This is a genomic window from Embleya sp. NBC_00888 (assembly GCF_045207655.1).
GTDB lineage: Bacteria > Actinomycetota > Actinomycetes > Streptomycetales > Streptomycetaceae > Embleya.
Window position 1 is genome coordinate 357,918 of sequence record NZ_CP108785.1, and the last position, 22,787, is coordinate 380,704.

The following is a 22,787-nucleotide window of genomic DNA, read 5'->3' on the forward strand; positions in this document are numbered from 1 at the left end:
GTATGGGGGCGAGGTGGCTACTCGGCCGGGATACATAGCATGTATGGATGCTTGATCTTCGCCAATTCCAGGTGCTCCGCGCCGTTGCCGCGAGTGGTTCGTTGGCCGGGGCCGCCCGCGAGCTCCACTACGGACAGCCGACCATCAGCTACCATCTCGGGGCGCTGGAGGCGCACTTGGGGGTCAAGCTGGTGGAGCGCGGTCCCACCGGGGCGGTCCTGACGGATGTCGGCACGATGGTCTTGGAGCATGCGGGCGCCGTGCTCGACCGGATCGACGCGGTCGAGGCGGATGTCGAGGCCCGGGCGAAACACGGTGTGTCGACGCTGCGCATCGGAGCCTTCCACTCCGCGGCCTCGCGGTTGCTCCCCCAGGCCGTGCGGGAGGCCGCGATCGGTTCGGACGTGCGGATCGAGTTGATCGAGGCCGAGCCCCTCGATCTGGTCGCACATGTACGAGCCGGATCACTGCACTGCGCCGTGATCTACGACGTCGGTGGAGCCGGGGCACGATACGGCGCGGACATGCGGGCCGAGACCTTGTTCGACGATCCGTACCGGGTGCTGCTCCCCGCATCGCACCCCCAGGCCCGGGCGGTGGGTCCCGTCGACATCGAACTGCTGGCCGATGATGGGTGGATCGTCTCTCGCGGCTCGTACGACCCCAGCGACCAGACCCTTTTCGCGACCTGCCAGTCCCTGGGGTTCCGACCCCGGACCGTGCTCAGGACCGACGATTACGGTGTGGTCCACGGCTTCGTCGCAGCCGGCACCGCCGTCGCGCTCGTACCCGAACTCGCTTTGGAGGAGGGGTACGACGTCGTCGCCCGCCCTGCTGTGCAGGTTCTGGGCTCCCGCAGTGTCCGGTTTCTCGCCCCCCTTGGCACACAGCCTGCTCTGGTGGGGCGGCTGCGAGAGGAACTGCACCGCGCGGCGGCGGTCCGGAAGATGCCCTGACGGAACCGGATCACCCGGGCAGGCGTCGCGCAGTCTTCCATAGACCATATGGAGCGTCGTCGAAAGCTCGTCCATACCTGTAGTAGCCGCAAGACTGTGAGGATTTGAGCCTGAGCGGTGGGCGTGCGCGGCGAGCCGGGCAGACCCGGCGAAACGTGATGTGGGTCCGGCAGCCACGGCAGTGCCGTTCGCCGGGCAACGGACCTGCCCGTCGAGCGCCCGCATCGCACCACACCGCGACAAGTCGGCTCGGCGGCCCGTTCCGCATGACGCAAAGGACTTCCCGATGACCCGCTTCGGCGCAATGTACGGCCCCGACATCACATTCCTGGGCGTCCCGCCGTGCGACCTGGACGAACGCTCGACGTGGGGTGACGCCCAGGTGGTCATCCTGGGCGCGCCCTACGACGGCGGCACCTCGTACCGTTCGGGCGCCCGCTTCGGACCCAAGGCCGTCCGGCAGGCCTGCTACCTCGAACACGAGGGCAGCCGGCCCTCCCTCGCGCTGGGTGTGGACGGGCTTCTCGACCTGCGCGTCAAGGACGCCGGCGACGTCATGATGTTCAGCGGCAACGCGCTAGAGGCACACGCCGCCTTGGAAGAGGCGGTGAACACCATCTCGGCCGCCGGCAAGATTCCCCTCGTGCTCGGCGGCGACCATTCGATAGCCCTCCCGAACGTGACCGGCGTCGCGCGTGCGGTCGGCTGGGGTCGGGTCTCGGTCGTCCACTTCGACGCCCACGCCGATACCGGCGACATCTGCCACGGTTCCCTCATCGCCCACGGCCAGCCGATGCGCCGTCTCCTCGAATCGGGCGCGGCCCGCAGCGACCGTTTCCTGCAGTTGGGCCTGCGCGGCTACTGGCCCGGCCCGGAGACTCTGGAGTGGATGGCCGAACAGGGCATGCGCTCGTACGAGATGACCGAGATCGTGGAACGTGGCCTGGAAGCCTGCCTGGCCGAGGCGTCACGCACGGCACTGGACGACTGCGACGGCGTCTACCTCTCGGTGGACGTCGATGTCGTCGACCCCGGCATGGCTCCCGGGACCGGGACCCCGGAGCCCGGTGGCCTGACCTCCCGCCAACTCCTGGACGCGGTGCGCCGCCTGGCCTACGAACTGCCGATCGTCGGCGTCGAGGTCGTCGAGGTCGCCCCCGGCCACGACCACGCCGACATCACCGCAATGCTCGGCAGCCGCATCGTCCTCGAAGCGCTGTCCGGCATCGCCCGCCGACAGGCCGAGGAGACCGGCCACGTGGAGTCGTGGGACCGCGGTCGACCCCTCCTCGAGCAGTACGACGCCGTCCGGCGCGACTCGAACCGCCGGCGCCGCGGAGCGACGCAGGGATGAACCGGCGTGCGTGCGCGGCCGGCCCTGCCTCGGTCGTCGGCGCGCGCCTGAAGGACCTGCCGGGCATGGTGTTCCTGCCGGTCTTCTTCCGGGCGCTGTCCACATGGAACACCCTCGCCGCCATCGTGACGTCGACGGCGCTGCACTTCGACCTCGGTGATCATGCCATTCGGCAGGCACCTGCACTCGACCTCGAAGGCGGTACACGGCCTCGGCCCACACGTGCCCCTGGCGACAGATGGAGCGCGTCGGCTTCCGGGTGACGACGAGACCGGGCCGGCGTTCGGATACACAACCGGGAGATCAGGGGCCGGCTTGCTCCGCAGGTGGTATCGATCGACGAGCTATTTCTTCACCGGTGCGGCCGCCGTCCAGCGCGGCTACAACGCGTTCATTGTTGAACTCCCGGGTCAGCGTGGCGCCTATTACTCCGATCCCGAGCTGACGTTCCGGCCCGATCTCGACGTGCAGATCGGTTACGTCGTCGACTACGCCCTGAGCCGCGCCGACGTGGACCCCGAGCGCCTCTCCCTCACCGGGTACAGCATGGGCGGGCCGTTCGTCCCGCGGGCGGTTGCCCACGAGAAGCGGATCAAGGCCGCGGTGACCAGTACGCTGACGCCGTCGTTCCGGCCCGCGATCCTCAGCCTGATCGGGCTCGGCGAGCACGAGTTCTACGCCGACATCGACAACCTGGATTCCCGGGTCGACATGACGTCGCCGATGGCGCGCCTGCTCCTGGGGGACGTACGGGAGCGCTTCGGCATGCTCGATCGCCCGCTGAAGGACTACATCGACTACCTGGGCGAGTCCGACATCTGGGGCCTGGAGGACCAGATCACCTGCCCGCTGCTGAACGTCGGCGGCGCCGGCGAGGGTTCGTTGGCGAGCGACGGCCAGAAGTTCTATGAGCGGCTGTCGCGCCAGAAGGAGGAACGCTTCATCGAGGAGTCCGAGGGCGGCGAGGCGCACTGCGCGGTGAATAGCCGCACCTTGGGCAACCAGATCGAGTTCGACTTCCTGGACAAGGTGTTCGCGCAGCGCCGGTGACCAAGGTGCGGGCCTATCGGTCACATGCGGTGGGGGCGGTCGTCTCGTGGCGGACGGCAAGCTTCCGGTCCCGGCGCGATCCGGGGGCCACTCCCGCAGGGCATCCGGGACGCCCCGGCCGCGACCGAGGCGACCGTCCGGTGATCAGATCTCCGGCGGTGGCTCCTTCTCCAGGATTACCAGCCGGGCGACGACATCGTCGGCCAGCCGGACCAGCAGCCGGCCGAGGTCTGCCCGGTCCTGGTCGGACCAGTGACTGATGGCCTGCGCAAACCAGCCGATCATGGAGGCTGTGTAGCGGCCGGCGGCCTCTCCCCCCTTGGGGGTCGCCTCGATCAGTCGGGCGCGCTTGTCGTACGGGTCTTCGATGCGGTGCACCAGACCGCGCCGTTCCAGCGCCTGCACCTGCCGGGTGATGTGCGGTCCCGCCAACTGCAGTCGGTCTGCGATCTCGCCGACGCGCAATGGGCCGTCCGCAGCGTGCAGAGCGAGCAGCACCCCGATGGCGGGACGGTCTCTGCTGAGGCCGGCTTCCTCGGCAGCTCGCTCGGCCACCCGGCCCCGGCTCACCGCGTTGCTCAGCCGGGCCAGACGGGGCAGGGCCGCCAAGGTAGCCGCCGCAGACGAGCCCGTATCGGGATCGGCCGGATTCTTCGCGTTCATCAAACCTCCACTTGCTTACCTCAGGTAGGTAAATATATCCTGAACGAGTGAGGCCCGCATCAGGCGGCCCATCTTTCTTTTTTAGATACCTGAAGTAGGTAACTTTCTGTTTCGGAGGCAATCATGAACCACACCACCCCCGCAAGGTGCTCATCTCCGGTGCCGGCATCGCCGGCCCGGCCCTCGCCTACCGGCTCAGCCGCTACGGCTTTGAGGTCACCGTCGTCGAGAAGTCCCCGGCCATCCGCGGCGGCGGCTACGCGATCGACATCCGGGGAACGGCCCTCGATGTCGTTGACCGCGTGGGTACCTGCTCCCGCGTCTGCGGGAGCAGGATGTCGCCACCGAGAAAATGTCGTTCGTCGACGCCGACGGCGACCTCATCGCCTCGGTACGCCCCGAAGCCGTCACCGGGAGCGTGGCGGGCGCGGATCTGGAAGTTCCTGTGCTTCCAACCGGACGAGCAGCCCATCGATAGGTACCCCACGCCGGCCGCGCGCCGCGATCTGATCGCCGCCCGATTCCCCGAACGCACCTGGCACATCCCGCGCCCGATCGACGCCATGCGCTCCGCCGACGACCTCTTCTTCGACACCGTCAGCCAGATCCACATGCCCGCTTGGTCCAAAGGCCGCGTGGCCCTGGTCGGCGATGCCACCTGCGCTGCGTCATTCCTCACCGACCAGGGCTCCAGCCTCCCTCACCGGCCACGGCTCCAGCCTCTCCTTGGTCGGCGCATACATTCTGGCCGGCGAGCCGGCCGGCCATGCCAACCACAGCGTGGCCTTCGCCGCCTACGAGCGCACGGCCCGCCCCTCATCGAGCAGAACCAGGCCATCGCAACGGAGGGCGGCACCGGGCTCATTCCCGGCACGCAAGCCATGCTCGCCACCCGCAATCAGGCCCTGCGCGACCCTGCCGCCCTCACGGACGACAAATACCGCGCCATCCACTCCGCCCTGACCCTGCCGAACCACGCCCACTGGGCCTGACCGGCGGCCCATCACCCAGCCTTCCAAGGGAACCATTCATGAACCAGACCGCCACCCCCGCGCGGGCCGGCACCCGCACCGGCCCGACGATCACCGCGCTGGCGATCATCTCCGCCGTCTCCGCGTTGCAGCAGTCCGTCGTCGTGCCCATCCTCCCGCGCCTGGAGAACGCCTTCGACGCCTCCTTGGCATCGGTGTCCTGGGCGTTGACCGTCAGCCTCCTCGTCGGCGCGATCGCCACACCCATCGCCGGACGGCTCGGCGACATGCTCGGCCACAAGCGCGTCCTCATCGGCGTGATGGCCCTGCTCGTCTCCGGGTCCATCGTGGGCGCCGTCGCCACCTCCCTCCCGATGTTCATCATCGCCCGGGTCCTGCAAGGCGCCTCCGCCGCGGTCATGCCGCTGGCCATCGGGCTGCTGCGCAGCAACCTTCCGCCACGGCGCATGGGCTTCGGCATCGGCATCGTCGCCGCCACCGTCGGCGCCGGAAACGGCCTCGGTCTGCTGCTGGCCGGCGTCATGTCCAACATGGTCCCCGGCTACAAGCCGCTGTTCTGGATCATCGTCGGCTTGGCCGCGCTGAGCCTGCTGCTCGCCATATTCGGCGTGCCCGCGTCTCCCGAACGCAGCTCCACCGGCAAGCTCGACGTCCCCGGTGCCATCCTGCTCAGCGGCGCACTCGTCGCGCTGCTCCTGGCCATCGGCCAGGGTGCCGGCTGGGGCTGGGGATCCGTGCCGACCATCAGCCTCTTCATCGCCGCGGTGATGCTCGGCGGATGCTGGGTCATCGTCGAACGCCGGGTCAGCTCGCCGCTCGTCGACATAGCCATGCTGAGTGACCGGCGCACAGTCGGTGCCACCCTGGCCTCGTTCTTCCTCGGCTTCGGCCTGTTCGGCGCCTTCGTTCTCGTCCCCTCCTACGTGGAGCACCCTGCCGAACTCGGCTTCGGCTTCGGCGCCTCCGTCCTGGGCGCCTCCGTCTTCCTGCTGCCCACCACCGCGATCATGCTGGCGATCTCGCTGCTGTCCGGCCGCCTCACCAAGCGCTTCTCGGCGTCCTGGATCGTCGCGCTCGGCGCCGCGTTCACGGCCCTCGCGCTGGTGTCGCTGGCGTGCTGGCACAGCAACCAGGCAAGCGTCTACCTGGCCACGGCCATCCTCGGACTGGGCATCGGCCTCTCCTTTGCCGCCCTCGGCACCATGTCCGTCGAACACGTGCCGGCGGAGATGACCGCCACGGCCAACGGCATCAACAGCCTCGCCCGCATGGTCGGCGGTTCCATCGCATCGCCCGTCGTCACCGCCATCCTGACGGCCTCCGCCACCACCGCAGCCAAGGGACCCGCTGTCGGCGGTTACGTGACCGGATTCGCCATCACCGCGACCGGAGCAGCCGCGGCGGCGCTCGTCGCCGCTGTGGCAGCCCGGATGAATCGCAAGGCCAATACACCGGCCGCCACGGCTTCCGTCGGGGAGTCTGCGCGGGTCTGAACCCTGCAACCCCGGTCTGGTTGCGGCGGGGTCCCGAAGGCTGCCGGCTTTCGGGACCCCGCCGTTCTGCGCTGATGCCGGACTAATGCGAGTTCCGCCGCCCGGGCGTCGATGGTCTCCTCGGCACGTTTGCGGGCGAGCAGGGATGCTCCTATGCATGTCAAGCCGCAGGAGCGAGGTTGATTTGGGTGATTCGTTCCGCTGGTGTGCTGGTCAGTGCGCGGTAGACCTCGCGGGCGACGAATCGCTTGAGGCAGCGCATGATGTCCTTCTTCGACAGCCCTTCCTTGGTGCGGCGTTCGACGTAGGCGCGGGTGCGTTCGTCGTAGCGCATGCGGACCAGCACGATCGTGTGCAGGGCGTTGTTCGCGGCCCGGTCGCCGCCCCGGTTGAGGCGGTGGCGGTGGGTGCGGCCGGAGGAGGCCGGGATCGGGGCGACGCCGGCGAGGTGCGCGAACGCGCCCTCCGAGCGCATGCGCTCGGGGTTGTCCCCGGCCGAGGCCAGTAGCTGGCCGGCGGTCTCCGGTCCGACACCGAACAGCTTCAGCAGGGCCGGGGCCGCCTGCTCGACCAGGGGGCCGATCTCGGCGTCGAGCTCGGCGATCTCCGTGTCCATCGCCTGGTGGCGGCGGGCGAGGCGCCGCAGCGAGGCCTTGGTCGCCGCGAGCGGGCGGGAGACGTCGTCGCCGGGCCGCAGCCGGGCCAGGGTGCGTATCAGGGCGGTCCGGTCCAGGCCCGCGACCTGCTCTCGCAGCATCGCCGGGGCGGTCACCACGAGGTTGCGGATCTGGTTCATCGCCTGGGTGCGGGCCTTGATCGCGCTGCGGCGGGCGACCCGCAGCACGCGCACGGCCTCGACCACTCCGTCGCGGCTTTTGGGGATGCCGGTGGCCCGTCCGGAGAGCACTGCGGTCGCAGCGGCGTAGGCGTCGATCGGGTCGGACTTGCCCTTCGTCCGGCGGGTCTTGCGGTCCGGCCGGTCGACGTCGACGACCGTGACGCCGGCCGCTGTCAGGACCCGCGCGAGTTCGGCTCCGTAGGCGCCGGTGCCCTCCACCCCGACCGCGGTCGGAGTGCCGTGCGAGCGCATCCAGTCAAGCAGGTCCCGGTAGCCGCGGACGGTCGCGGGAAACTCCCGGTCGGCCAGATGCCGGCCGAGCGGGTCGATCACGGCCGCGTGGTGGGTCAGGCCGTGCGTGTCGACTCCGCCGGTGATCTCCGCTCCGTCGTGCGTCATGCTGGTCATGTCCGTCCTTGCCGCTTGTCCGAGCCGAGGGCGGCACGCGCCGGTCGGGCGGGTGGACAAGACAGTGACGGGGCTTCTGGACCAAGCTCCTATGAGGTCACAAACGCCCGTCCGGCCGCGTGCGTGGTGGTCCCGCCGACGAGCCGACAAATCCCATACAGGACAGTCAACGACGTCAGTCAGGGGGCGAGTCAGGCTCATCAGCAGAACCACCAGTCACATGATCACTGTCAGGGGTTCGCACACGCGGCACGCGGTTCCCACGGCGGCGGCGGGCTGTTCGCCGCAGTGACCGCACACGAATCCGTCGCAGCCCGCGCACAGCCAACGGGCGTCGTCGCCTTCGGACATGGCCGGGGAGCAGGTGTCGCGCAGCTGCTCGGCGAGTGGTTCGCACGCGGCACGACACCGCCGTTGCGCGGTGGCCTCGCCGACCTCACCCGATCGTGATCGACGCGGGCGCGGGAAGGGGCCATCGGGTTCCGGAGTCGGGGGCGCCCGGACGGACGAACTGCTCGTCGTCGGCCGTGACGGCCGACGGCGCCGGCTTTCGATCCAGGCGTCCCATGCGGTCTCAAGTTCGTCGACGATCGCGTCACGGAAGTTCGCCATTTGGCGGACGGGAGTCTTCGGATCTCAGACGTCCGACGGTGGGAATCGGGGCTCGGGATCTCTACCGTTCTCAGTAACAACCGTTCTACGCGGCCCTCGGGTCCAGGTCTTCGAAACCGCCCGGTCCGAGCTTTTGCCTTCGCCACTCCGGCCCCGGCCCGCGGGCAGCATCCGCGGTGTCCGCCTTCCCGGCATTCCGGTTCCGCAGGCGATTCCTGCTGCCCTTGCGAGGTCTTCCGTCATGACCACCGCCCTCGGTCTCGTCGGCTCCTCCCGCGCCGCCGGCGACGTGGGGACCCCGGCGAGCACACCACCACGCCGATCCGGCCTGGACAACGTCTTCGGGTGGGGGCCGCGTCTGGCCGCCACCGGCGTCACGTTCGACGTGATCGGGGTCGACGAGCCCCTCGGTCTGGCGGCGTTGCGGCTGCTGTGCGAGCGTGACGTACCGCTGGGCGCCGTGATCCTCGATCACCGGTGGCGCCGCATCGGCTTCCTGGTGCCGCCCCGGCGCGACGAACCCGCCCCCGAGGCCGAACTGCACGGTGGCCCGCGGCGGGTCGGGGTCGGTGCCTGGGTCGTGCTGCCCACGGGGGACCCGGACGCGATGGTGACCTGGCTGCAGCCGCCCGCAGGCACCGACTACCTGACCCCGACCGGGTTCCTCCGCGAGGCGCTCCGCGAGGCCGCGACCACCCTCGATGCACAGGAGCCTCGGACCTGATGCACTGCTCCACGCCCGGGCGACCGGGGCGGCCCTGTGCCGAGTCCGGTGGTGGGTCTCGTGCGTCTCCCCGCTCGCGGGTTGCCTTCACGCTGAGATCTCCCGCGTTCCCTGATGGCGGGGAACGGACGCTGGTGTTCGACGGCCCGGAGTTCGTCATGCTCGGCATGGACGCCTCCGCGGCCGCCTTCCGGAGCCGACGGGCCGTCACGGGCCGATCGGCCGGTCCCGATGATGGCGAGATGCAGGTCTGCGCATCTGTCGGGATCTCTACGGTTTGTCACCGGCGACCGTGTGTGCACGTTCGTTGCCCCGCCCGTGCATCGGAAGGTGCGGGATCCATGGAAGAGGGATGTCTTGTGAGCGAGCCGATCGTTGCCGTCATCGGCGAGGCGTTGATGGATGTGGTCGACACCGGAGACGGGGCGAGATTCACCGCCCACGTCGGCGGCAGCCCACTGAACGTGGCCACCGGTCTGGCTCGGCTCGAGCGGCCGACCGCGTTTCTGGGCCGTTTCTCTCGGGACGGTTTCGGGCGCATCCTGCGTGGCTACGCCGAGGGCGCGGGCGTGAACCTCGACGCCGCACCCGATGCCGACGAGCGGAGCACCATCGCGGTCGTCCACCTCGACGATCGAGGTGTCGCTCGCTACGACTTCACGGTCGAGGGCACGGCCGACTGGGGTTGGACGGCGGACGAGTTGGCGGCGTTGCCCGCCAGTGTTCGGTTGCTGCATTGGGGGTCGCTCGCGTCGTGGTTGCCGCCGGGTGACGCCGTGATCGGCGCATTCGTCGATTCGTTGCGGGCCCGTGGCGACGTCGTCATCAGTTACGACCCCAACGTGCGTCCGGGGTTGCTCGGTGAGGCTTCGGAGGCTCGGGGGCTGGTCGAGCCTCGCGTCGCCGCGGCACACGTCGTGAAGGCGAGCAGCGAGGATCTCGACTGGCTGTACCCGGGCGTGCCGCATCCGGATGTCGCGGCGCAGTGGCTGGCGCTCGGCGCGCGACTCGTGTTCGTCACGTGCGGTGGGTACGGCACGACGGCCTACCGGTCGGGCGGAGAGCCGATCACGCGGCCCGCGTTGCCGATCGATCCGGTCGACACCATCGGTGCCGGCGACGCGTTCACCAGTGGCCTGCTGGACGCTCTGCTGCGTGCCGGGGTCCGGTCGCCGGGCGATCTCGATGGCATCGGGGCGCGGGCCGTCGTCGGACTGCTCGACGAGGCGGCGGTGGTGGCCGGGCTCACGTGTGCGCGTGCGGGGGCCAATCCGCCGACGCGGTCCGAGGTGAGGGACTTCCTCGCCGGCGGTCGGTGAGGGTGAGTTCAGTCGGTGGGGGTGAAGCCGACGTACAGCCGCCAGAGAGTCAGGGCGGTTCGTGCGCGGTACCGGCCGTCCTGTGTGCGGACGTCGTAGCCGAGGGTCTTGCAGAGATGGCCGACGCGGTACGCGACGCTGCTGTGGTGCATGTGCAGGGCCTCGGCGATGTCGCGCAGGGAGTTGAGCGAGCCGAGGCACTCGAGCAGTCGAAGGTCCGTGCTGCCGCTCTTCCCGGTTGCGATGCGGGTGATGGCTTGGACGTCCGGTAGGGCTGCGACGTGGTCGCCCTCCAGGTCGGCAAGCACGGTGAGGCAACCGAGTTCGTCGGTGGTCGTGTACGCGGGCCACCGGCCGCCCAGCGCCGAGAAGCGCACGCCGCGACGGGCCATGGCCCACGACGACCGACAGTTCTCGATCTGTACGGGTGGGCCGATACACATGGTGACGTCGGGTATCACGAGTGGGTCGATGTCCTTGGCTGCGACGATGACCACGGCCAGTGTGCTGCTCAGGGCGGCGGCCACGGAGCGGGTGCCGGGTCCGGTTGCGATCTGTGTCCGTATCGCTGCGAGCGAGTCGTCGATTGCCGTGTCGGCGTGCACCGCGAGTACGCGTACGATCTCGCCGACGCGAAAGCCGAGCAGGCGGGCCGCGCGTGCGGTCTCGGTCTCCGAGGCGTCGTCGCCGATGAGTACGTGAAGGACCGCCGGATCGGTGAATCCGAGTTCCAGGTCGTGGCGGAAGGCGACGTTTCGCGCGGTCAGGGTGGCGAGGCATTGCGCCATCCGCTCGACGATGAGTTCGTCCCACTCGCGCTCGTCTTCCGGTGTCGACCGCTCGAGCCAGACCCTGCCCACGACTTTGGTGTCGATGATGACGTCGTGGACGCGGGCATGGGGGCCGGGGCCGGTCGTTGCCAACACCCGGCCTGCCGGTGACACCACGACGACGTCCCCGGACTGGTCGAGTACGGCGCCGGCAACGGTTTCCGCCAACACGGCCGTCGCGCGAGTGACGGCTTCGAGATCGGCGCGATGCAGTACGAGTTGGTCGAAGAATTCGACAACGCGCAGCCCGCGCTCAGCGCTGGAGTCCAAGCCGGCCAGTTTGCTCAAGAGACCGTGCACCTGCAAAGGGTACTACTTTGCCGGTATCCGAAGTTAGCCATTTGGCGGAGATTCATAATGATCCCTCCGGCTTCCGGCGGAAGACGGACGAAGAGCCCGGTGGGAACATGGCGTCGTACCTCGACTCGGAAGGAGCCCGGGTGATCGAGAACATGCAGCATCGGCCCGCTCGCCGCCGAGCCTTCGACCCCGAACTCGCGGCGCTGCAGGTTCTCATTCCCGAAATCGACATTGCCGACATCGACAAGGCCCGCGCCATCGAACACGACATAGCCGTGGAGATGCGGCGCGGTCCGGTCCGCGGTGACGTCGAGGTCGACGACGACGCCTGCGCCCGCGCCGACGGGTCGGAGTTCGGTCTGCGCGTCTACCGGCCGCGCCGCACCGCCCGACGTTCCCTGCCCGCCCTGCTGTTCCTGCACGGCGGGAGCTTCGCCATGGGCGGGCTCCACACGGAGGATGCTCGCTGCGAGGACTACGCCGCGCAGGCGGATTGCCTCGTCGTCTCCGCCGATTACCGCTTGGCGCCCGAACACCCCTTCCCGGCCGGCTTCGAAGACGCTTGCGCGTCCTTGGAATGGATCGACAGGCACGCCGATCGGCTCGGTGTCGACCGTGCACGCCTCGCCGTCGGTGGGCTGAGCGCCGGAGGCGCCCTCGCGGCCGGAGCGGCGGCACACGCGCGCGACACCGGCGGGCCCATGATCGTCTTGCAGTTGTTGCTGTTTCCGGTGCTCGACGCTGCGGTCGCGACGCGCTCGGTGCGCGAGTTTGTGGACACCCCGATCCTGACCGGCGGTGGGGTGGCGAAGATGTGGGAGTTGTATCTGGGCCGGCGCCACGACGGCGCGGCCCCGAGGCCGCCCGTGCCCGAATACGCGTCGCCGGCACATTTGGAGAATCTGCCGGGTCTTCCCTCCACCTTCCTGTGCACCGCCGAGTTCGATCCGCTGCGCGACGAGGCCCTGGTCTTCGCACAGCGACTACTGCACGCGGATGTCCCGGTCGAGTTGCGTCACTACGCGAGGGCCTTTCACTCGTTCGACTCGTTCCGGGCAACGCGTTTGGCGACAGGCGCCCGACGCGACCAGGTGGCTGCCCTGCGTAGCGCTTTCATGTAGCGCTGCGGCAATACCTGGGCCGGAGGTCGCCGGATCCCGCACGGGTTCCGCGGGCGGCGCCGGCTCGGGTGGTGATGGACCTCGCAGCCATCGATGCCGCACGTTCTTCGCCGCCGCGGACCACCGCCCGATCGCCCACCGCGCCCGGGACGTGCACGAGTTCCTCCGATGGAGGGTCGTCCGCGTGGGTGACGAGGAATCATGCAATGCGCATGCGTGGGCCGGACCGGGCCGGCTTCCACGATCGGGTTCCCGTCGTCAAAGTCAGGAGTCGCGAGCTGCCGCGCGCACGGCCGGTCGCATGGGCCTGGATCCGCCCCACGCGCGGGGACGTGCGCTCGTCGGCGTCGATGGGCGGGTGGACGACCTCGAGCCGTCAGTCCTCGGGGGCGTCGATCCGCCGAGTGAGGCTGTCCATGACCGAGGAGTCGGCGAGTGTGGTGACGTCGCCGACCGCGCGGTGTTCGGTGACGTCGCGGAGCAGGCGGCGCATGATCTTGCCGGATCGGGTCTTGGGAAGTTCGTCGACGATCGTGATCCGGCGTGGGGTGGCGATGGGGCCGATGGTCCGGCGCACGTGTCGGCGCAGTTGGGCGTTGATGTCCGCACGCTCGTGCGCGCCCCCGTCGTGCGTCTGCGCATCGAGCGCGGATTCGCGGAGGACGACGAACGCGCAGAGGGCCTGCCCGGTGTCCTCGTCTTCGACTCCCACCACTGCGGCCTCGGAGACTGTCGGGTGCGATGCGAGCGCCGACTCGACCTCGGTGGTCGAGAGTCGGTGGCCCGACACGTTCACGACGTCGTCGACTCGGCCGAGCATCCACAGGTCGCCGTCGGTGTCCCTCTTGGCGCGGTCGCCTGCGAAGTACCAGCCGTGCTCTTCGTATTGCGACCAGTACGTCTCCTTGAATCGTTCGTCGTCGCCCCAGATGGTGCGCAGCATCGAGGGCCACGGTTGGGTGAGTACGAGATGGCCGCCGTCGACGAACCATTTCGCGGACGGAGGGGTGCTCCAGTCGAGTACCCGACTCCATCGGGTGTCCCAGGTCAAGCGTTCCGCCTGATCGGCCCAGAAGGTCTCGCGGTCGGCGGCTGCCCGCTCGTACGCCTCCCCCCGGAGGTTGGCATTTTCGCCGCCGGCTCTGCCGAGGGCTCGCATCGGTGGCCTTGCCTCGGCGGACTCGACGGGGTCTCATCGTGGTGCGATGCAGGAGACAGCGCTTGTCCTCAGGGGCGGGATCGGACAGGGCCGAGGTCGCGCAACCGCGACCGTGTGGCCGGGATGCGCGGGCGGGTCGAGGGGAACCTCACGGATGCGGGTGGATTTGTGCGGTCACCGCCGGCTTTCCCAGCGCTCCAGCGTGGCGCGCGCTCCGACGCGGTGGAGGGATTCCAGTGCCTCGAGGTAGGGCCGGGTGAAACGCGGGTTGTCGCGCAGGTCGCCGAACAATTCGCGATCGTCGAGGAATGCCAGCGGGTCTTCGCGGTAGCGGGTTGCTCGTGCCATGAGTTCGTCCCGTCGCCGATCGACGACGTCGATCGGCTCTCCGTTCTCTCCGGTGCCTTCGGCGTAGCGGGCCCAACTCGCCACGACGAGCGCCGATCGGTGTACGTCGCCGCGGTCGTCGAGCCGCCGGTGGGTCACCGGAAGCAGGAATTTGGGGATGCGGTCGGATGTTTGGGCACACAGGCGGTCCAACGTGTCGCCGATCGCGGGGTTTGCGAAGCGCTCGATGAGCTGCGCCTTGTAGTGGGCGAGGTCGACGCCGGGGACCGGCGGAAGTGTCGGGGTGGCCTCGTGGTCCATGTATCCGCGCAGGAAGCGGACGAACAGCGGGTCCTGGCAGATTTCGTGGATGTGGCGAGCGCCGCTGAGATGGCCGAGGTAGCACAACGCCTGGTGGCCGGCGTTGAGCAGTCGCAGTTTCATCAGCTCGTAGGGCTCGACGTCGTCGACCATCTGTACGCCGACTCGCTCCAGGGCCGGTCGGCCGATGGGGAATCGATCTTCCAGTACCCATTGGGTGAACGGTTCGCAACCGACGGGCCAGGTGTCCTCGATGCCGCTGTCCCGGGCGAGGCGGACCCGGTCCAGGTCCGAGGTCACCGGGGTGATGCGGTCGACCATCGAACCGGGGAAGCTCACCTCCTTCTCGATCCAGTCTGCGAGTTCCTCGTCCCTGAGTCGGGCGAAGGCGGTGAGCGCTTCTCGCGCGAGACGACCGTTGTGCGGGATGTTGTCGCACGACATGACCACGAACGGGTCGGTGCCGGCTTCTCGGCGTCGTGCGAGTGCCTCGGTCAAGTACCCGAACGCCGAGCGTGGCGGTGCGCCCGGTCGCAGGTCCGTCCGGATGCTCGCGTCGGTGCCGTCGAATTCACCGGACGACTGCTTCACGGGGTAGCCGCCTTCCGTGATCGTCAGGGAAACGATCCGGATCGCCGGGTCGACGAGGGCGGACAGCACGGCCTCCGGCGCGTCCGGAGCGAACAGGTACCGGACCATCGAGCCGATGACCCGCGGTCGTCGCGAGCCGCTGGGGGATTTTTCGACAAGGGTGTAGAGGCAATCCTGCGCCTGCATCACGTCGCGCATGCGGCTGTCTTGGGGAAGCAGGCCGACACCGACGACACCGAAGTCGAGATCCCTGCCGTCGTTGAAGAGGGCGTCGAGGTACATCGCCTGGTGCGCGCGGTGAAAGCCGCCGACTCCGATGTGCACGATGCCCGCGCGCAGTGCGGACCGGTCGTATGTCGGTGTGGGGACACTGCGCGCGATGGAGGACAGGTTGGCGGAGTTCAGTTTCATGGACACTCTCGTCTGGTCGAGACCGCCGTGCGGGGCGGGCGGTCCGTGCGGGCGTGGTGTCGCCGCCGGGGGACCGAGTCGGCGGGCCTGCGCCGGCACGCGCGAACGTGACGGCCGGAGCGGTCCGGCCGGTGCCTGGCCTGGTTCTCGCACCGCGCGGCACGGGGTCTGTCGGCCCGCTCGTTGCCATGCGGAGGTCGATGGAGCAGTGCGCGGACACGGATGGCGTCACTCGCGTTCGCAGCGGGCGGCGAACGGCTCCTTCCGCCGATGGGGCCGAACCGGCGCATGAACGCTGTTCCGTGCCCGACACCTCGTCCACGAAGCGTCGGGCGGCCGGCCACCCGACGCTTCGTGGACGAGGTGTCGGGCCGTGTCATCGCGTTCTCGCAGGTCCGCCGACGAGGGGGCCGGCGCCCGGATCAGCCGCGTAGGGCCGGCTCGTCGGGGACGAAGGACTTCAGAGCGGCCAGCAATCGACCGACGGCCTGCCGCGCCGCGTCGACCCGGTCGACCAGATCGATGAACCCGTGCGGGAGGGAGGGGAACGGAAGGTAGGTCAGGCTCACGCCCGAGGACAGCAGGCGTTGGGCGAAGTGTTGGTTCTCGTCGAACAGCACGTCGAAGCCGGCGGTGACCAGGATGGTCGGCGGGAGTTGGTGGAGCGACTCGGCGGCCTGGGGGGACAGCAGCGGATCGGTCGTCGGATGCCGGCTGCGATAGGCACCCCAGTAGTACTCCATGGCGTCGCGGGTGAGGCCGTAGCCGTCGGCGTAGGTCTCGAAGGATGCTCCCGTCATCGATGCGTCGAGGCAGGGGTAGAGGAGGAGTTGGGCGTCGTAGCCCCGGCCCGGGTGGGCACAGAGCGAGGCGGCGGTGGCCAGGTTGCCGCCCGCGCTGTCGCCGGCCACAGCGCACCAGGTGCCGAACTCGTCGCGGGCGCGTTCGGCGACGATCACGCAATCCTCGAGGGCGGCCGGGTACGCGTGCTCGGGGGCCCGCCGATAGTCGACGGACACCACCGTCACACCGAGGGTGCGGGCCATCGAGCGTGCGAAGCGGTCTCCGGTGTCGAGGTCCCCGAAGACCCACCCGCCTCCGTGGAAGTAGACGATTCCCGCCCCCTCCGTACCCCCGAGCGGTTCGTAACGGCGTACGGGAACGGTGTGTGTGCCGTTGTCGACGACCGTGTTCGACACGGTCCCGTCGAAGCGGTGCAGGTGCTCGTCGCTGATCCGGGAGAGCATGTCCTTGAAGGTGTTTCGCTGGGCGTCGAGGCTCTCGCCGGAACCTCCCACGGTGAAGTACGCCATCTGTCGCAGTTGCTCGGCGGCCTGGCTGTCCAACCTGCTGTCCCTCATGTCCTATCGCTTCCTGTAGAGGCGTTCACGGCGCAGGTGGTCCAGGCCGACCGCGGCGATCAGGATGGTGCCGATGACAATGGTGCTGTAGGTGGGTGGCACCCCCGTGAGCACGAGTGCGTTGTCGATCAGGGACAGCAGTACGCTGCCGATCGCCACGCCCTGGAGCGTGCCCAGTCCTCCGAGGAGGCTGACGCCGCCGATGAGGACGGCGGTGATGACGTTCAGCGTGGACGTGGCGCCGCCGGCGTTGACCTGGCCGGAGCCGACGCGGGAGGCGTACAGGATGCCGGCCAGTCCGGCCGCCACGGCCGCGGCCGTGTAGATCGCCAGGTCGAGTCTGGCTACCGACAGGCCGTTGCCGACCGCCGCGTTGCGGTTGCCTCCCAGGGCGCGGATGTTGACGCCGAATGCCGTGTACTCGAGGACGAACCACGTCACCAGACCCAGGAGTACCGCGAAGATGATGGTGGTGGGGATCCCCGCAACCTTGCTCTGGGCGATCTCCTGGAAGGTGTCGGGCAGCGGGACGACGTCGTTGCCGTCGGTGAGTTGGTTCGTGACACCGAGCAGGATGTAGAACACGCCGAGCGTGGCGATGATCGGCGGGACGTGCAGGTAGGTGATGACCGCGAAGTTCACGGCCCCGACCAGGGCGCACGCGGCGATCCCCACCAGGATGGCCACGGGCACGGAGACCCCGGAGACCAGCAGCTTGGCCGTCACCAGGCCGCCCAGGGTGAACGCTGCGCCGACGGAGAAGTCCAGGCCGCCGCCGATGACCAGCAGCGCCGAACCACACGCCATGACGAAGTAGGTGACGCTTCCTTCGAGGACCTGCAGGATGTTCGCGTGGGTCAGGAAGAGCGGCGACTTGACGGAGGCCACGACACCGATCGCCACGACGACGAGGAGCAGCGACAACTCCTGGCGTGCGAGAGCGCGTCGGATCGGGATCAGCACCCCGAGGGCGCCGGTCTGCCGGCGAAGGGTTTCGGCGTTCACTCGGCGGCTCCGTCCGCGGCGACGGCCCCAGTGATCATCCCGACGATCTCGGAGCGCGTCGTCTGCGCGACGAGCCGCGTTCCCACCGTCGTCCCCAGGCGCAGGACCGTGATCCGGTCCGCGTGGCGGAAGACGAAGTCGAGGTCGTGACTGACGCAGACCACCGCCTTTCCGGTGGGCTTGAGTTCCTCGATGATCTCGCCCACGTGGGCGGTCTCCTGCACGCCCAGCGCCGCCGTGGGCTCGTCGAGGAGCACCAACGGCTTGTCGAGGCGGACCGCTCGGGCGATGGCGATGATCTGGCGCTGGCCGCCCGACAGGAGGCCCACCGGCGTGTCGACGTCGGTCACGCGTACCTTGAGGTCGGCGAGGACGGCACCGGCCTCGCGACGCATGCGCTTGCGGTCGAGGATGCCGAACCGCGTCGGCAGCCGTCCGAGGGACAGATTGGTGGCGATGTCGAGACACTCGACGAGGGCCAGGTCCTGGTAGACCACCGCGATGCCGTGGTCACCGAGGTGCGCTGGGGAGCGGCGGTGCGGCAGGGCCTCCCCCAGCAGCCGAAGCTCGCCCTCGTCCGCGCTGTGCACCCCCGTGATGATCTTGATGGCCGTCGACTTGCCTGCTCCGTTGTCGCCGACGATCGCGTGCATCTCACCCGGATACGCCGCCAACGACATGTTCTCGAGCGCCGACACGGACCCGAACGATTTCTTCACCCCCTCGAGAACCAGCACGGGGTCGGCCATCAGTTCCACCCCTTGGCGATGTATTCCTGGAAGTTGTCCTTCGTCGCGATGATGTCGTGGACTTGGACCAAGGGGACCTGGGCTCCCGTGGACGCCTGGACCAGACCCTCCACCGTGCGCTTGCTCAGGTCGCACAGATCCTGGAGGAACACGCCGATGGCGTACCCGTCCTGGACCGCCTGGGGACCGCCGTTGTCGTTGTTGATGACCAGCAGACGCACCTTGTCCCTCAGTCCCAGGGACTTGATCGCGGCGACGCCGCCCTGGGTCATGAGTCCGGTGTTGGAGGCGACGATGTCGATGGTGGGGTTCGCGGTCAGCAGGCTCGTGACCTGGGGCAGCGCCTTGGAGGCGTCGGCTCCGATGTAGACGGTCGCCTTCACCTTCACGTTGGCCGTCTTGGCGGCGGCCGCCTCGACGCCGTCCGTCCACGACTTGCCGATGCCCGTCGGCCCTTCCGCGACCAAGCCCACGACGTGCTGGCCCGGGAGGGCCGCGATGGCGTCGACGTATTCCTTGCCGATCACTCCCCAGTCGACACCGGCGTTGACCGTCGCACCGCTCTCCGGCTTTCCGTCGCCGTAGAGAGTCGCCGTCAGGACCCCGGACTTCTGCGCCCGACTCAGCACCGGGCCGAACGCGGCGGACGCCGGGAAGGTGATGACGGCGTCCTTCTTGGCCGCCACCGCGTCCTGGACCTGCTGGATCATCACGGCGGGATCGCCCGGCTTCGAGGCGGGCGGGCCGCTTTCGGTGAAGGCGATGCCCTTGGCCTTGGCCTCGGCGCTGATGCAGTCGCTGATCTGCTTCCAGACGCTGACGGACGGGAGCGGGTTGACGAACTGAAGCGTCTTGATCGTCTTCGGCCCGGCAGCCCCCGATGGGGTGGACGGGGTGGTCGTCGAACTCGAGCAGGCGCTCAGGCCCACGGCCACGACGACGGTCAGGGCCGCCGCGCCGGCGATGGTTCTGTTGGAATGGCTTCTCATGGTGATCCCTCTCCCGTGGGGGCGTTCGTCCGACATGCGGTGGGGACAAGGCGGGTGAACACGCCGGTTCGCCCATCGAGTCTCGGACGACCCGGCCCTGGCGGTCGCGAGCCCGGACGCCGTATGGGCCGCTGTTGCCAGTGGGTAAACGGTAGATTTCCGGGGACTTGATGCAAACCTTCGTATGTCTGACGTTCGCAGCGCCCTGCCCGCCATTTGGCGGAAGGAGGCTCCGGCCGTGACGGCACGAACGCCCGTGGTGAGCTGTTCGCTCTTCTGGGCACCAACGGCGCCGGCACGACCTCCACCCTCGAACTCCTGGAGGGACAGGTCGCCCCGCCGCCGGGACCGTCCGGGTGCTCGGCCTCGACCCGTACCGCGAACGCACCCTCGTGCGGCCCGGCATCGGGGTGACGCTGCAGGAGGGCGGCTTCCCGACCGGGCTGACGGTCTTGGAGACCGCCCGGATGTGCGCCGGCTGCACCAGCGGTGCCCACCCCGTGGACGAGGTACTGGAACTCGTGCGTCTGGCGGGCGCGGGCAGGTGCGGGTCAAGCAGCTGCGGCGAGCGCCGCCGGCTGGATCTCGTGCTGGCACTCCTCCGGCGGCCGGAGGTGTTGTTCCTCGACGAGCCGACGACCGACCTGGACGCAATCGCGCCATGACACGTGGGAGCCGGTCCGGCGGCTCGAGGAACAGGAGACGACCGTACTGCTCACCACCCACTACATCGAAGAGGCCGAGGAGCCGGCCGACCGGTTCGCGATCATGCACCGGGGATGATCGCCGTCTCGGGCCTGGTCGCCGACGTCGTCGCCGAGCGGCCCTCGCGGATCAGCTTTGAGCTCCCCCGGGCCGATACCTGGGCGATCTGTGGCCGCTGGCGCCGCTCGGAGTGACCCGGCACGAGGAGATCGCCCGGATGGTCCGGTCGGACCCCGACGACCTGCAGCGCACCGTCCGGGCCGCTGCTGTGGACGCGGGACGAGAACGTTCGGCTGCACGGCGCCGACGCCCGGTCGGCGACAGGCACGAACTCTGCAAGCACGCCCAGGCGCAACATCCCGACAGGCCGGCCTTTCCCGGCGTCCGGGTCGGTTGAGATCGGCGAGCTTGCGGACGTGGTGAACCTCAAGGTTCGTCCGCGCCTCGCCGGTGCGGCCCGGGTGTCCGGCAGCCCCACCCAGTAGGCCGCGTCCTGGTGCCAGGGCGTGGGGACACCAGTGTGCGGAGGCCTTGTCGATCAGCATGTCGAAGTCCAGGACGACGTCGCCCGCAGCCCTGACGGCGCCCCCTTGCAGTCCCTGGACCGGGCAGTGGCCCTGCTCGCCGCCACCCCGGAACCAGTGATCCGAATCGCCCCCCAGGACGCGACTGCCGACCTGAAACGGGCCTTCCAACTCGCCGCCAACCCCCGGAACTGGATCAGCGACGCGCAACTGCAGCACATGCTCGCCACTGTCGTGTTCAGCCTGGCCCAGTCCCTGACCGGACCCCCGGAACCGGCCGACCCGGTGCACCGCGACATCGCCCGCACCCTGGCCTGGATCGACACACACCTGACCGAGCCCATCGACGCCACCGACCTGGCCGCCGTGTCGGGCCTGTCCACCAGTCGCTTCTGCCAGGCTTTCGGCACCGTAACGGGAACCAGCCCGAAGGACTACCTGCTGCGCCGCAAGACGGACTACGCGCGGTAGGTGACGGGCTCCTGCGGTACGGATTGCTGGGTTGCGGTCGGAACGGAGACGTCGACAAGTTCGGTCGCCCAGATCGTGTCCTGGGCGAAGGCGAGCGCTCGTGGAACCAGTGGCGCGGCGGGCGCGGCCAGTGCGGAGTTCTGCCCTTGGCCGGCGCCGGGGTAAAGTCCAGGACGATGCGGATGGGTCGCCCGGCCACGAGCACGTCCAGGCGCAGACGTCGGAGCCAGGAACGCACATCGCGGGGTAGATCGCGGTGGGCACCGCGTAGCGGGGTGACCAGGAAATCCAGCAGGCTCGTCTTGCCGGCGCTGTTGGAGGGGTGCGCGATCGCCCACAGGCCCGGACCGAAGGGCTGGTCCACCGCGAAGTCCTCGCCCGTGTGCTTGACACCGGAGGCGCGTAGGCGCAGCACGCTCAGTCTGGGGTCGGCCGGAGCCGGGCTCCTGAGGGTGATGTTGGCCTCGGCCAAGGTGCGTTCGACTTGATCTGGAGTGACGTCGAACTCTTCGGCGACGCTCGTGAGGATGCCCGAGGCAGTCGGTACCGAGGGCGTGTCGCCGGTGGGCAGTAGGTCGGAGCGGGGGGTCACGAGGCCTCCGGATCAACGCGTGGGGATGGGTTCGTGTTCGAGTTGACCGCGGTACGAAGGACACGCAGGCGCTCGCGGGCCCGGTCGGTGATCGAGGGGATGTAGCGGCCCATGGGGGTGTCGGCGTAGTCCCGCACCAGATATTGGCGATGCTTGAGCTGTGTCCCGCCCGAGCCGTCGACGAGCTTGACGACCATGTGGGTGCGGTCCACGTACCAGGCGAGTGCCGGCGCGTCCTCGACCAGGCTCCGGGCGACCTTGCGTCCTTGTTCCAGCAGGAAGTAGCGGTGTTCGACGACGCGATCGCGCCCCGGGACCTGCGTCTTGCTGAGGAGCCCGCGTTCGACCAGCGGCGCCAAGGCGTCGTCGAGTTCCTCGAACGCACCGAATTTGTGGCGGAGCATCGGGAAACGCCGAACGTCCGGCTCCTGGGAGTCGAGAATTTCCCCGGCCCAGTCCAGCAGCGCGGTCACGGCCGGATCCTTCTCGAACTCCGTCATCAACTCGTTCGCCAGGTAGTCGGGGCTGCGCACCCAGAAATCGAGCTTCTGCAGACGAAGCTGCCCACGCACCACACCCACCGTCGACGAAGGCGCCCCCACCCCCAGGTTCGCCGCCCGAAGGCAGGCAGGCCCGGACGGCGGGCCGCGGGCCTGCCACCAGCGGCGGATGGAGGCGACCGCGAACGCCGCGGTGTCGTGATCCGTGCCGACATTCACCCAGCCGGTGTTCGCGGCGATGTCGTAGATCCCGTACGGGATCGCCTTGCCCGGTCCCTGCGGGTCGAGGAAGTTTGATTCTCTGCGCGCCCTAACACCGAGAGGCAGGTGAGATTGAGCTTCCTCGGCTGAAACTGCCGGTGTGGGTGGGACTGCAGCCCGCGCGCCGCCAGGGCGACGGAGAGGACAGTTGAAGTTGTCGA

At 69.1% G+C, this 22,787-nt stretch carries 17 protein-coding genes and 6 pseudogenes; 10 read left to right on the top strand and 13 right to left on the bottom strand.

What is annotated here, in order from left to right:
* The first annotated feature begins 47 nt into the window (after positions 1–47).
* The 3 genes from OG948_RS35655 to OG948_RS35665 all read left to right on the top strand — a co-directional run bounded on the left by OG948_RS35655 (position 48) and on the right by OG948_RS35665 (position 3,360).
* Positions 48–956, top strand: a complete 909-nt coding sequence (locus tag OG948_RS35655; protein ID WP_331769136.1) for a LysR substrate-binding domain-containing protein — start codon at positions 48–50, stop codon at positions 954–956.
* Between the two features lie 286 nt (positions 957–1,242).
* Positions 1,243–2,310 carry an agmatinase gene (gene speB / locus OG948_RS35660; RefSeq protein WP_331769137.1) on the top strand — a complete coding sequence of 356 codons (1,068 nt, stop codon included), beginning with the start codon at positions 1,243–1,245 and terminating at the stop codon, positions 2,308–2,310.
* Positions 2,311–2,625: 315 nt separating this feature from the next.
* Positions 2,626–3,360 (top strand): hypothetical protein, encoded by a 735-nt coding sequence (locus tag OG948_RS35665; protein WP_331769138.1) that lies wholly within the window; start codon positions 2,626–2,628, stop codon positions 3,358–3,360.
* A 144-nt stretch (positions 3,361–3,504) separates the two neighbouring features.
* On the opposite strand, the gene OG948_RS35670 is transcribed toward OG948_RS35665, so the two are convergent.
* Positions 3,505–4,023: a MarR family winged helix-turn-helix transcriptional regulator gene (locus tag OG948_RS35670; RefSeq protein WP_331769139.1), complete on the bottom strand. Its 519-nt coding sequence runs from the start codon at positions 4,021–4,023 to the stop codon at positions 3,505–3,507.
* 146 nt (positions 4,024–4,169) lie between these two features.
* Between OG948_RS35670 and OG948_RS35675 the strand changes: the two are divergent.
* A pseudogene (locus tag OG948_RS35675) lies at positions 4,170–5,015 on the top strand (FAD-dependent monooxygenase).
* Between the two features lie 38 nt (positions 5,016–5,053).
* On the top strand, positions 5,054–6,508 hold the full coding sequence (locus OG948_RS35680; protein ID WP_331769140.1) for an MFS transporter: 1,455 nt from the start codon (positions 5,054–5,056) through the stop codon (positions 6,506–6,508).
* Between the two features lie 160 nt (positions 6,509–6,668).
* Here the strand turns inward: OG948_RS35680 and OG948_RS35685 are convergent, their stop codons facing one another.
* Positions 6,669–7,754: an IS110 family transposase gene (locus OG948_RS35685; protein WP_331769141.1), complete on the bottom strand. Its 1,086-nt coding sequence runs from the start codon at positions 7,752–7,754 to the stop codon at positions 6,669–6,671.
* Positions 7,755–8,607: 853 nt separating this feature from the next.
* Between OG948_RS35685 and OG948_RS35690 the strand changes: the two genes are divergently transcribed.
* Complete coding sequence (locus OG948_RS35690; RefSeq protein WP_331769142.1) at positions 8,608–9,090, top strand: hypothetical protein; 483 nt, start codon at positions 8,608–8,610, stop codon at positions 9,088–9,090.
* Between the two features lie 359 nt (positions 9,091–9,449).
* Positions 9,450–10,409: a carbohydrate kinase gene (locus tag OG948_RS35695; RefSeq protein ID WP_331769143.1), complete on the top strand. Its 960-nt coding sequence runs from the start codon at positions 9,450–9,452 to the stop codon at positions 10,407–10,409.
* A gap of 8 nt (positions 10,410–10,417) precedes the next feature.
* Here OG948_RS35695 and OG948_RS35700 read toward each other — a convergent pair whose 3' ends face one another.
* Together OG948_RS35700 and OG948_RS35705 are read right to left on the bottom strand one after the other, a co-directional pair.
* A complete protein-coding gene (locus OG948_RS35700; protein ID WP_406300447.1) occupies positions 10,418–11,539 on the bottom strand; it encodes a helix-turn-helix domain-containing protein in 1,122 nt (373 codons plus the stop codon).
* Entirely contained in the window at positions 11,524–11,961 is a 438-nt protein-coding gene (locus tag OG948_RS35705) for a hypothetical protein (protein ID WP_406300946.1), read from the bottom strand. Before OG948_RS35705 ends, OG948_RS35700 begins: the two co-directional genes overlap by 16 nt.
* On the opposite strand from OG948_RS35705, the gene OG948_RS35710 reads away from it, so the two are divergent.
* A complete protein-coding gene (locus OG948_RS35710; protein ID WP_406300868.1) occupies positions 11,956–12,660 on the top strand; it encodes an alpha/beta hydrolase in 705 nt (234 codons plus the stop codon). The genes OG948_RS35705 and OG948_RS35710 overlap by 6 nt on opposite strands.
* Positions 12,661–13,036: 376 nt before the next feature.
* On the opposite strand, the pseudogene OG948_RS35715 reads toward OG948_RS35710, so the two are convergent.
* The 7 genes and pseudogenes from OG948_RS35715 to OG948_RS35745 form a co-directional block, all read right to left on the bottom strand.
* Positions 13,037–13,639, bottom strand: a pseudogene (locus OG948_RS35715) (AMP-binding enzyme); the annotation flags it as partial.
* Positions 13,640–13,696: 57 nt separating this feature from the next.
* Positions 13,697–13,819 (bottom strand): annotated as a pseudogene (locus OG948_RS35720) (acetyl-coenzyme A synthetase N-terminal domain-containing protein); the annotation flags it as partial.
* Between the two features lie 174 nt (positions 13,820–13,993).
* On the bottom strand, positions 13,994–15,469 hold the full coding sequence (locus OG948_RS35725) for a mannitol dehydrogenase family protein (protein ID WP_331769146.1): 1,476 nt from the start codon (positions 15,467–15,469) through the stop codon (positions 13,994–13,996).
* 422 nt (positions 15,470–15,891) lie between these two features.
* Positions 15,892–16,830 carry an alpha/beta hydrolase gene (locus OG948_RS35730; protein ID WP_331769147.1) on the bottom strand — a complete coding sequence of 313 codons (939 nt, stop codon included), beginning with the start codon at positions 16,828–16,830 and terminating at the stop codon, positions 15,892–15,894.
* Positions 16,831–16,833: 3 nt separating this feature from the next.
* Positions 16,834–17,835: an ABC transporter permease gene (locus OG948_RS35735; protein ID WP_331769148.1), complete on the bottom strand. Its 1,002-nt coding sequence runs from the start codon at positions 17,833–17,835 to the stop codon at positions 16,834–16,836.
* Complete coding sequence (locus tag OG948_RS35740; RefSeq protein WP_331769149.1) at positions 17,832–18,584, bottom strand: ATP-binding cassette domain-containing protein; 753 nt, start codon at positions 18,582–18,584, stop codon at positions 17,832–17,834. Before OG948_RS35740 ends, OG948_RS35735 begins: the two co-directional genes overlap by 4 nt.
* Complete coding sequence (locus tag OG948_RS35745) at positions 18,584–19,573, bottom strand: sugar ABC transporter substrate-binding protein (protein ID WP_331769150.1); 990 nt, start codon at positions 19,571–19,573, stop codon at positions 18,584–18,586. The genes OG948_RS35740 and OG948_RS35745 overlap by 1 nt, the downstream gene beginning before the upstream one ends.
* Positions 19,574–19,789: 216 nt before the next feature.
* Between OG948_RS35745 and OG948_RS35750 the strand changes: the two are divergent.
* A pseudogene (locus tag OG948_RS35750) lies at positions 19,790–20,763 on the top strand (ABC transporter ATP-binding protein).
* Here the strand turns inward: OG948_RS35750 and OG948_RS35755 are convergent.
* A pseudogene (locus OG948_RS35755) lies at positions 20,733–20,844 on the bottom strand (phytanoyl-CoA dioxygenase family protein); the annotation flags it as partial. The pseudogenes OG948_RS35750 and OG948_RS35755 overlap by 31 nt on opposite strands.
* A 24-nt stretch (positions 20,845–20,868) precedes the next feature.
* On the opposite strand from OG948_RS35755, the gene OG948_RS35760 reads away from it, so the two are divergent.
* Positions 20,869–21,273 carry a hypothetical protein gene (locus OG948_RS35760; RefSeq protein WP_406300947.1) on the top strand — a complete coding sequence of 135 codons (405 nt, stop codon included), beginning with the start codon at positions 20,869–20,871 and terminating at the stop codon, positions 21,271–21,273.
* Between the two features lie 1,209 nt (positions 21,274–22,482).
* On the opposite strand, the pseudogene OG948_RS35765 reads toward OG948_RS35760, so the two are convergent.
* A pseudogene (locus OG948_RS35765) lies at positions 22,483–22,659 on the bottom strand (ISAzo13-like element transposase-related protein); the annotation flags it as partial.
* Positions 22,660–22,787 lie beyond the last annotated feature (128 nt).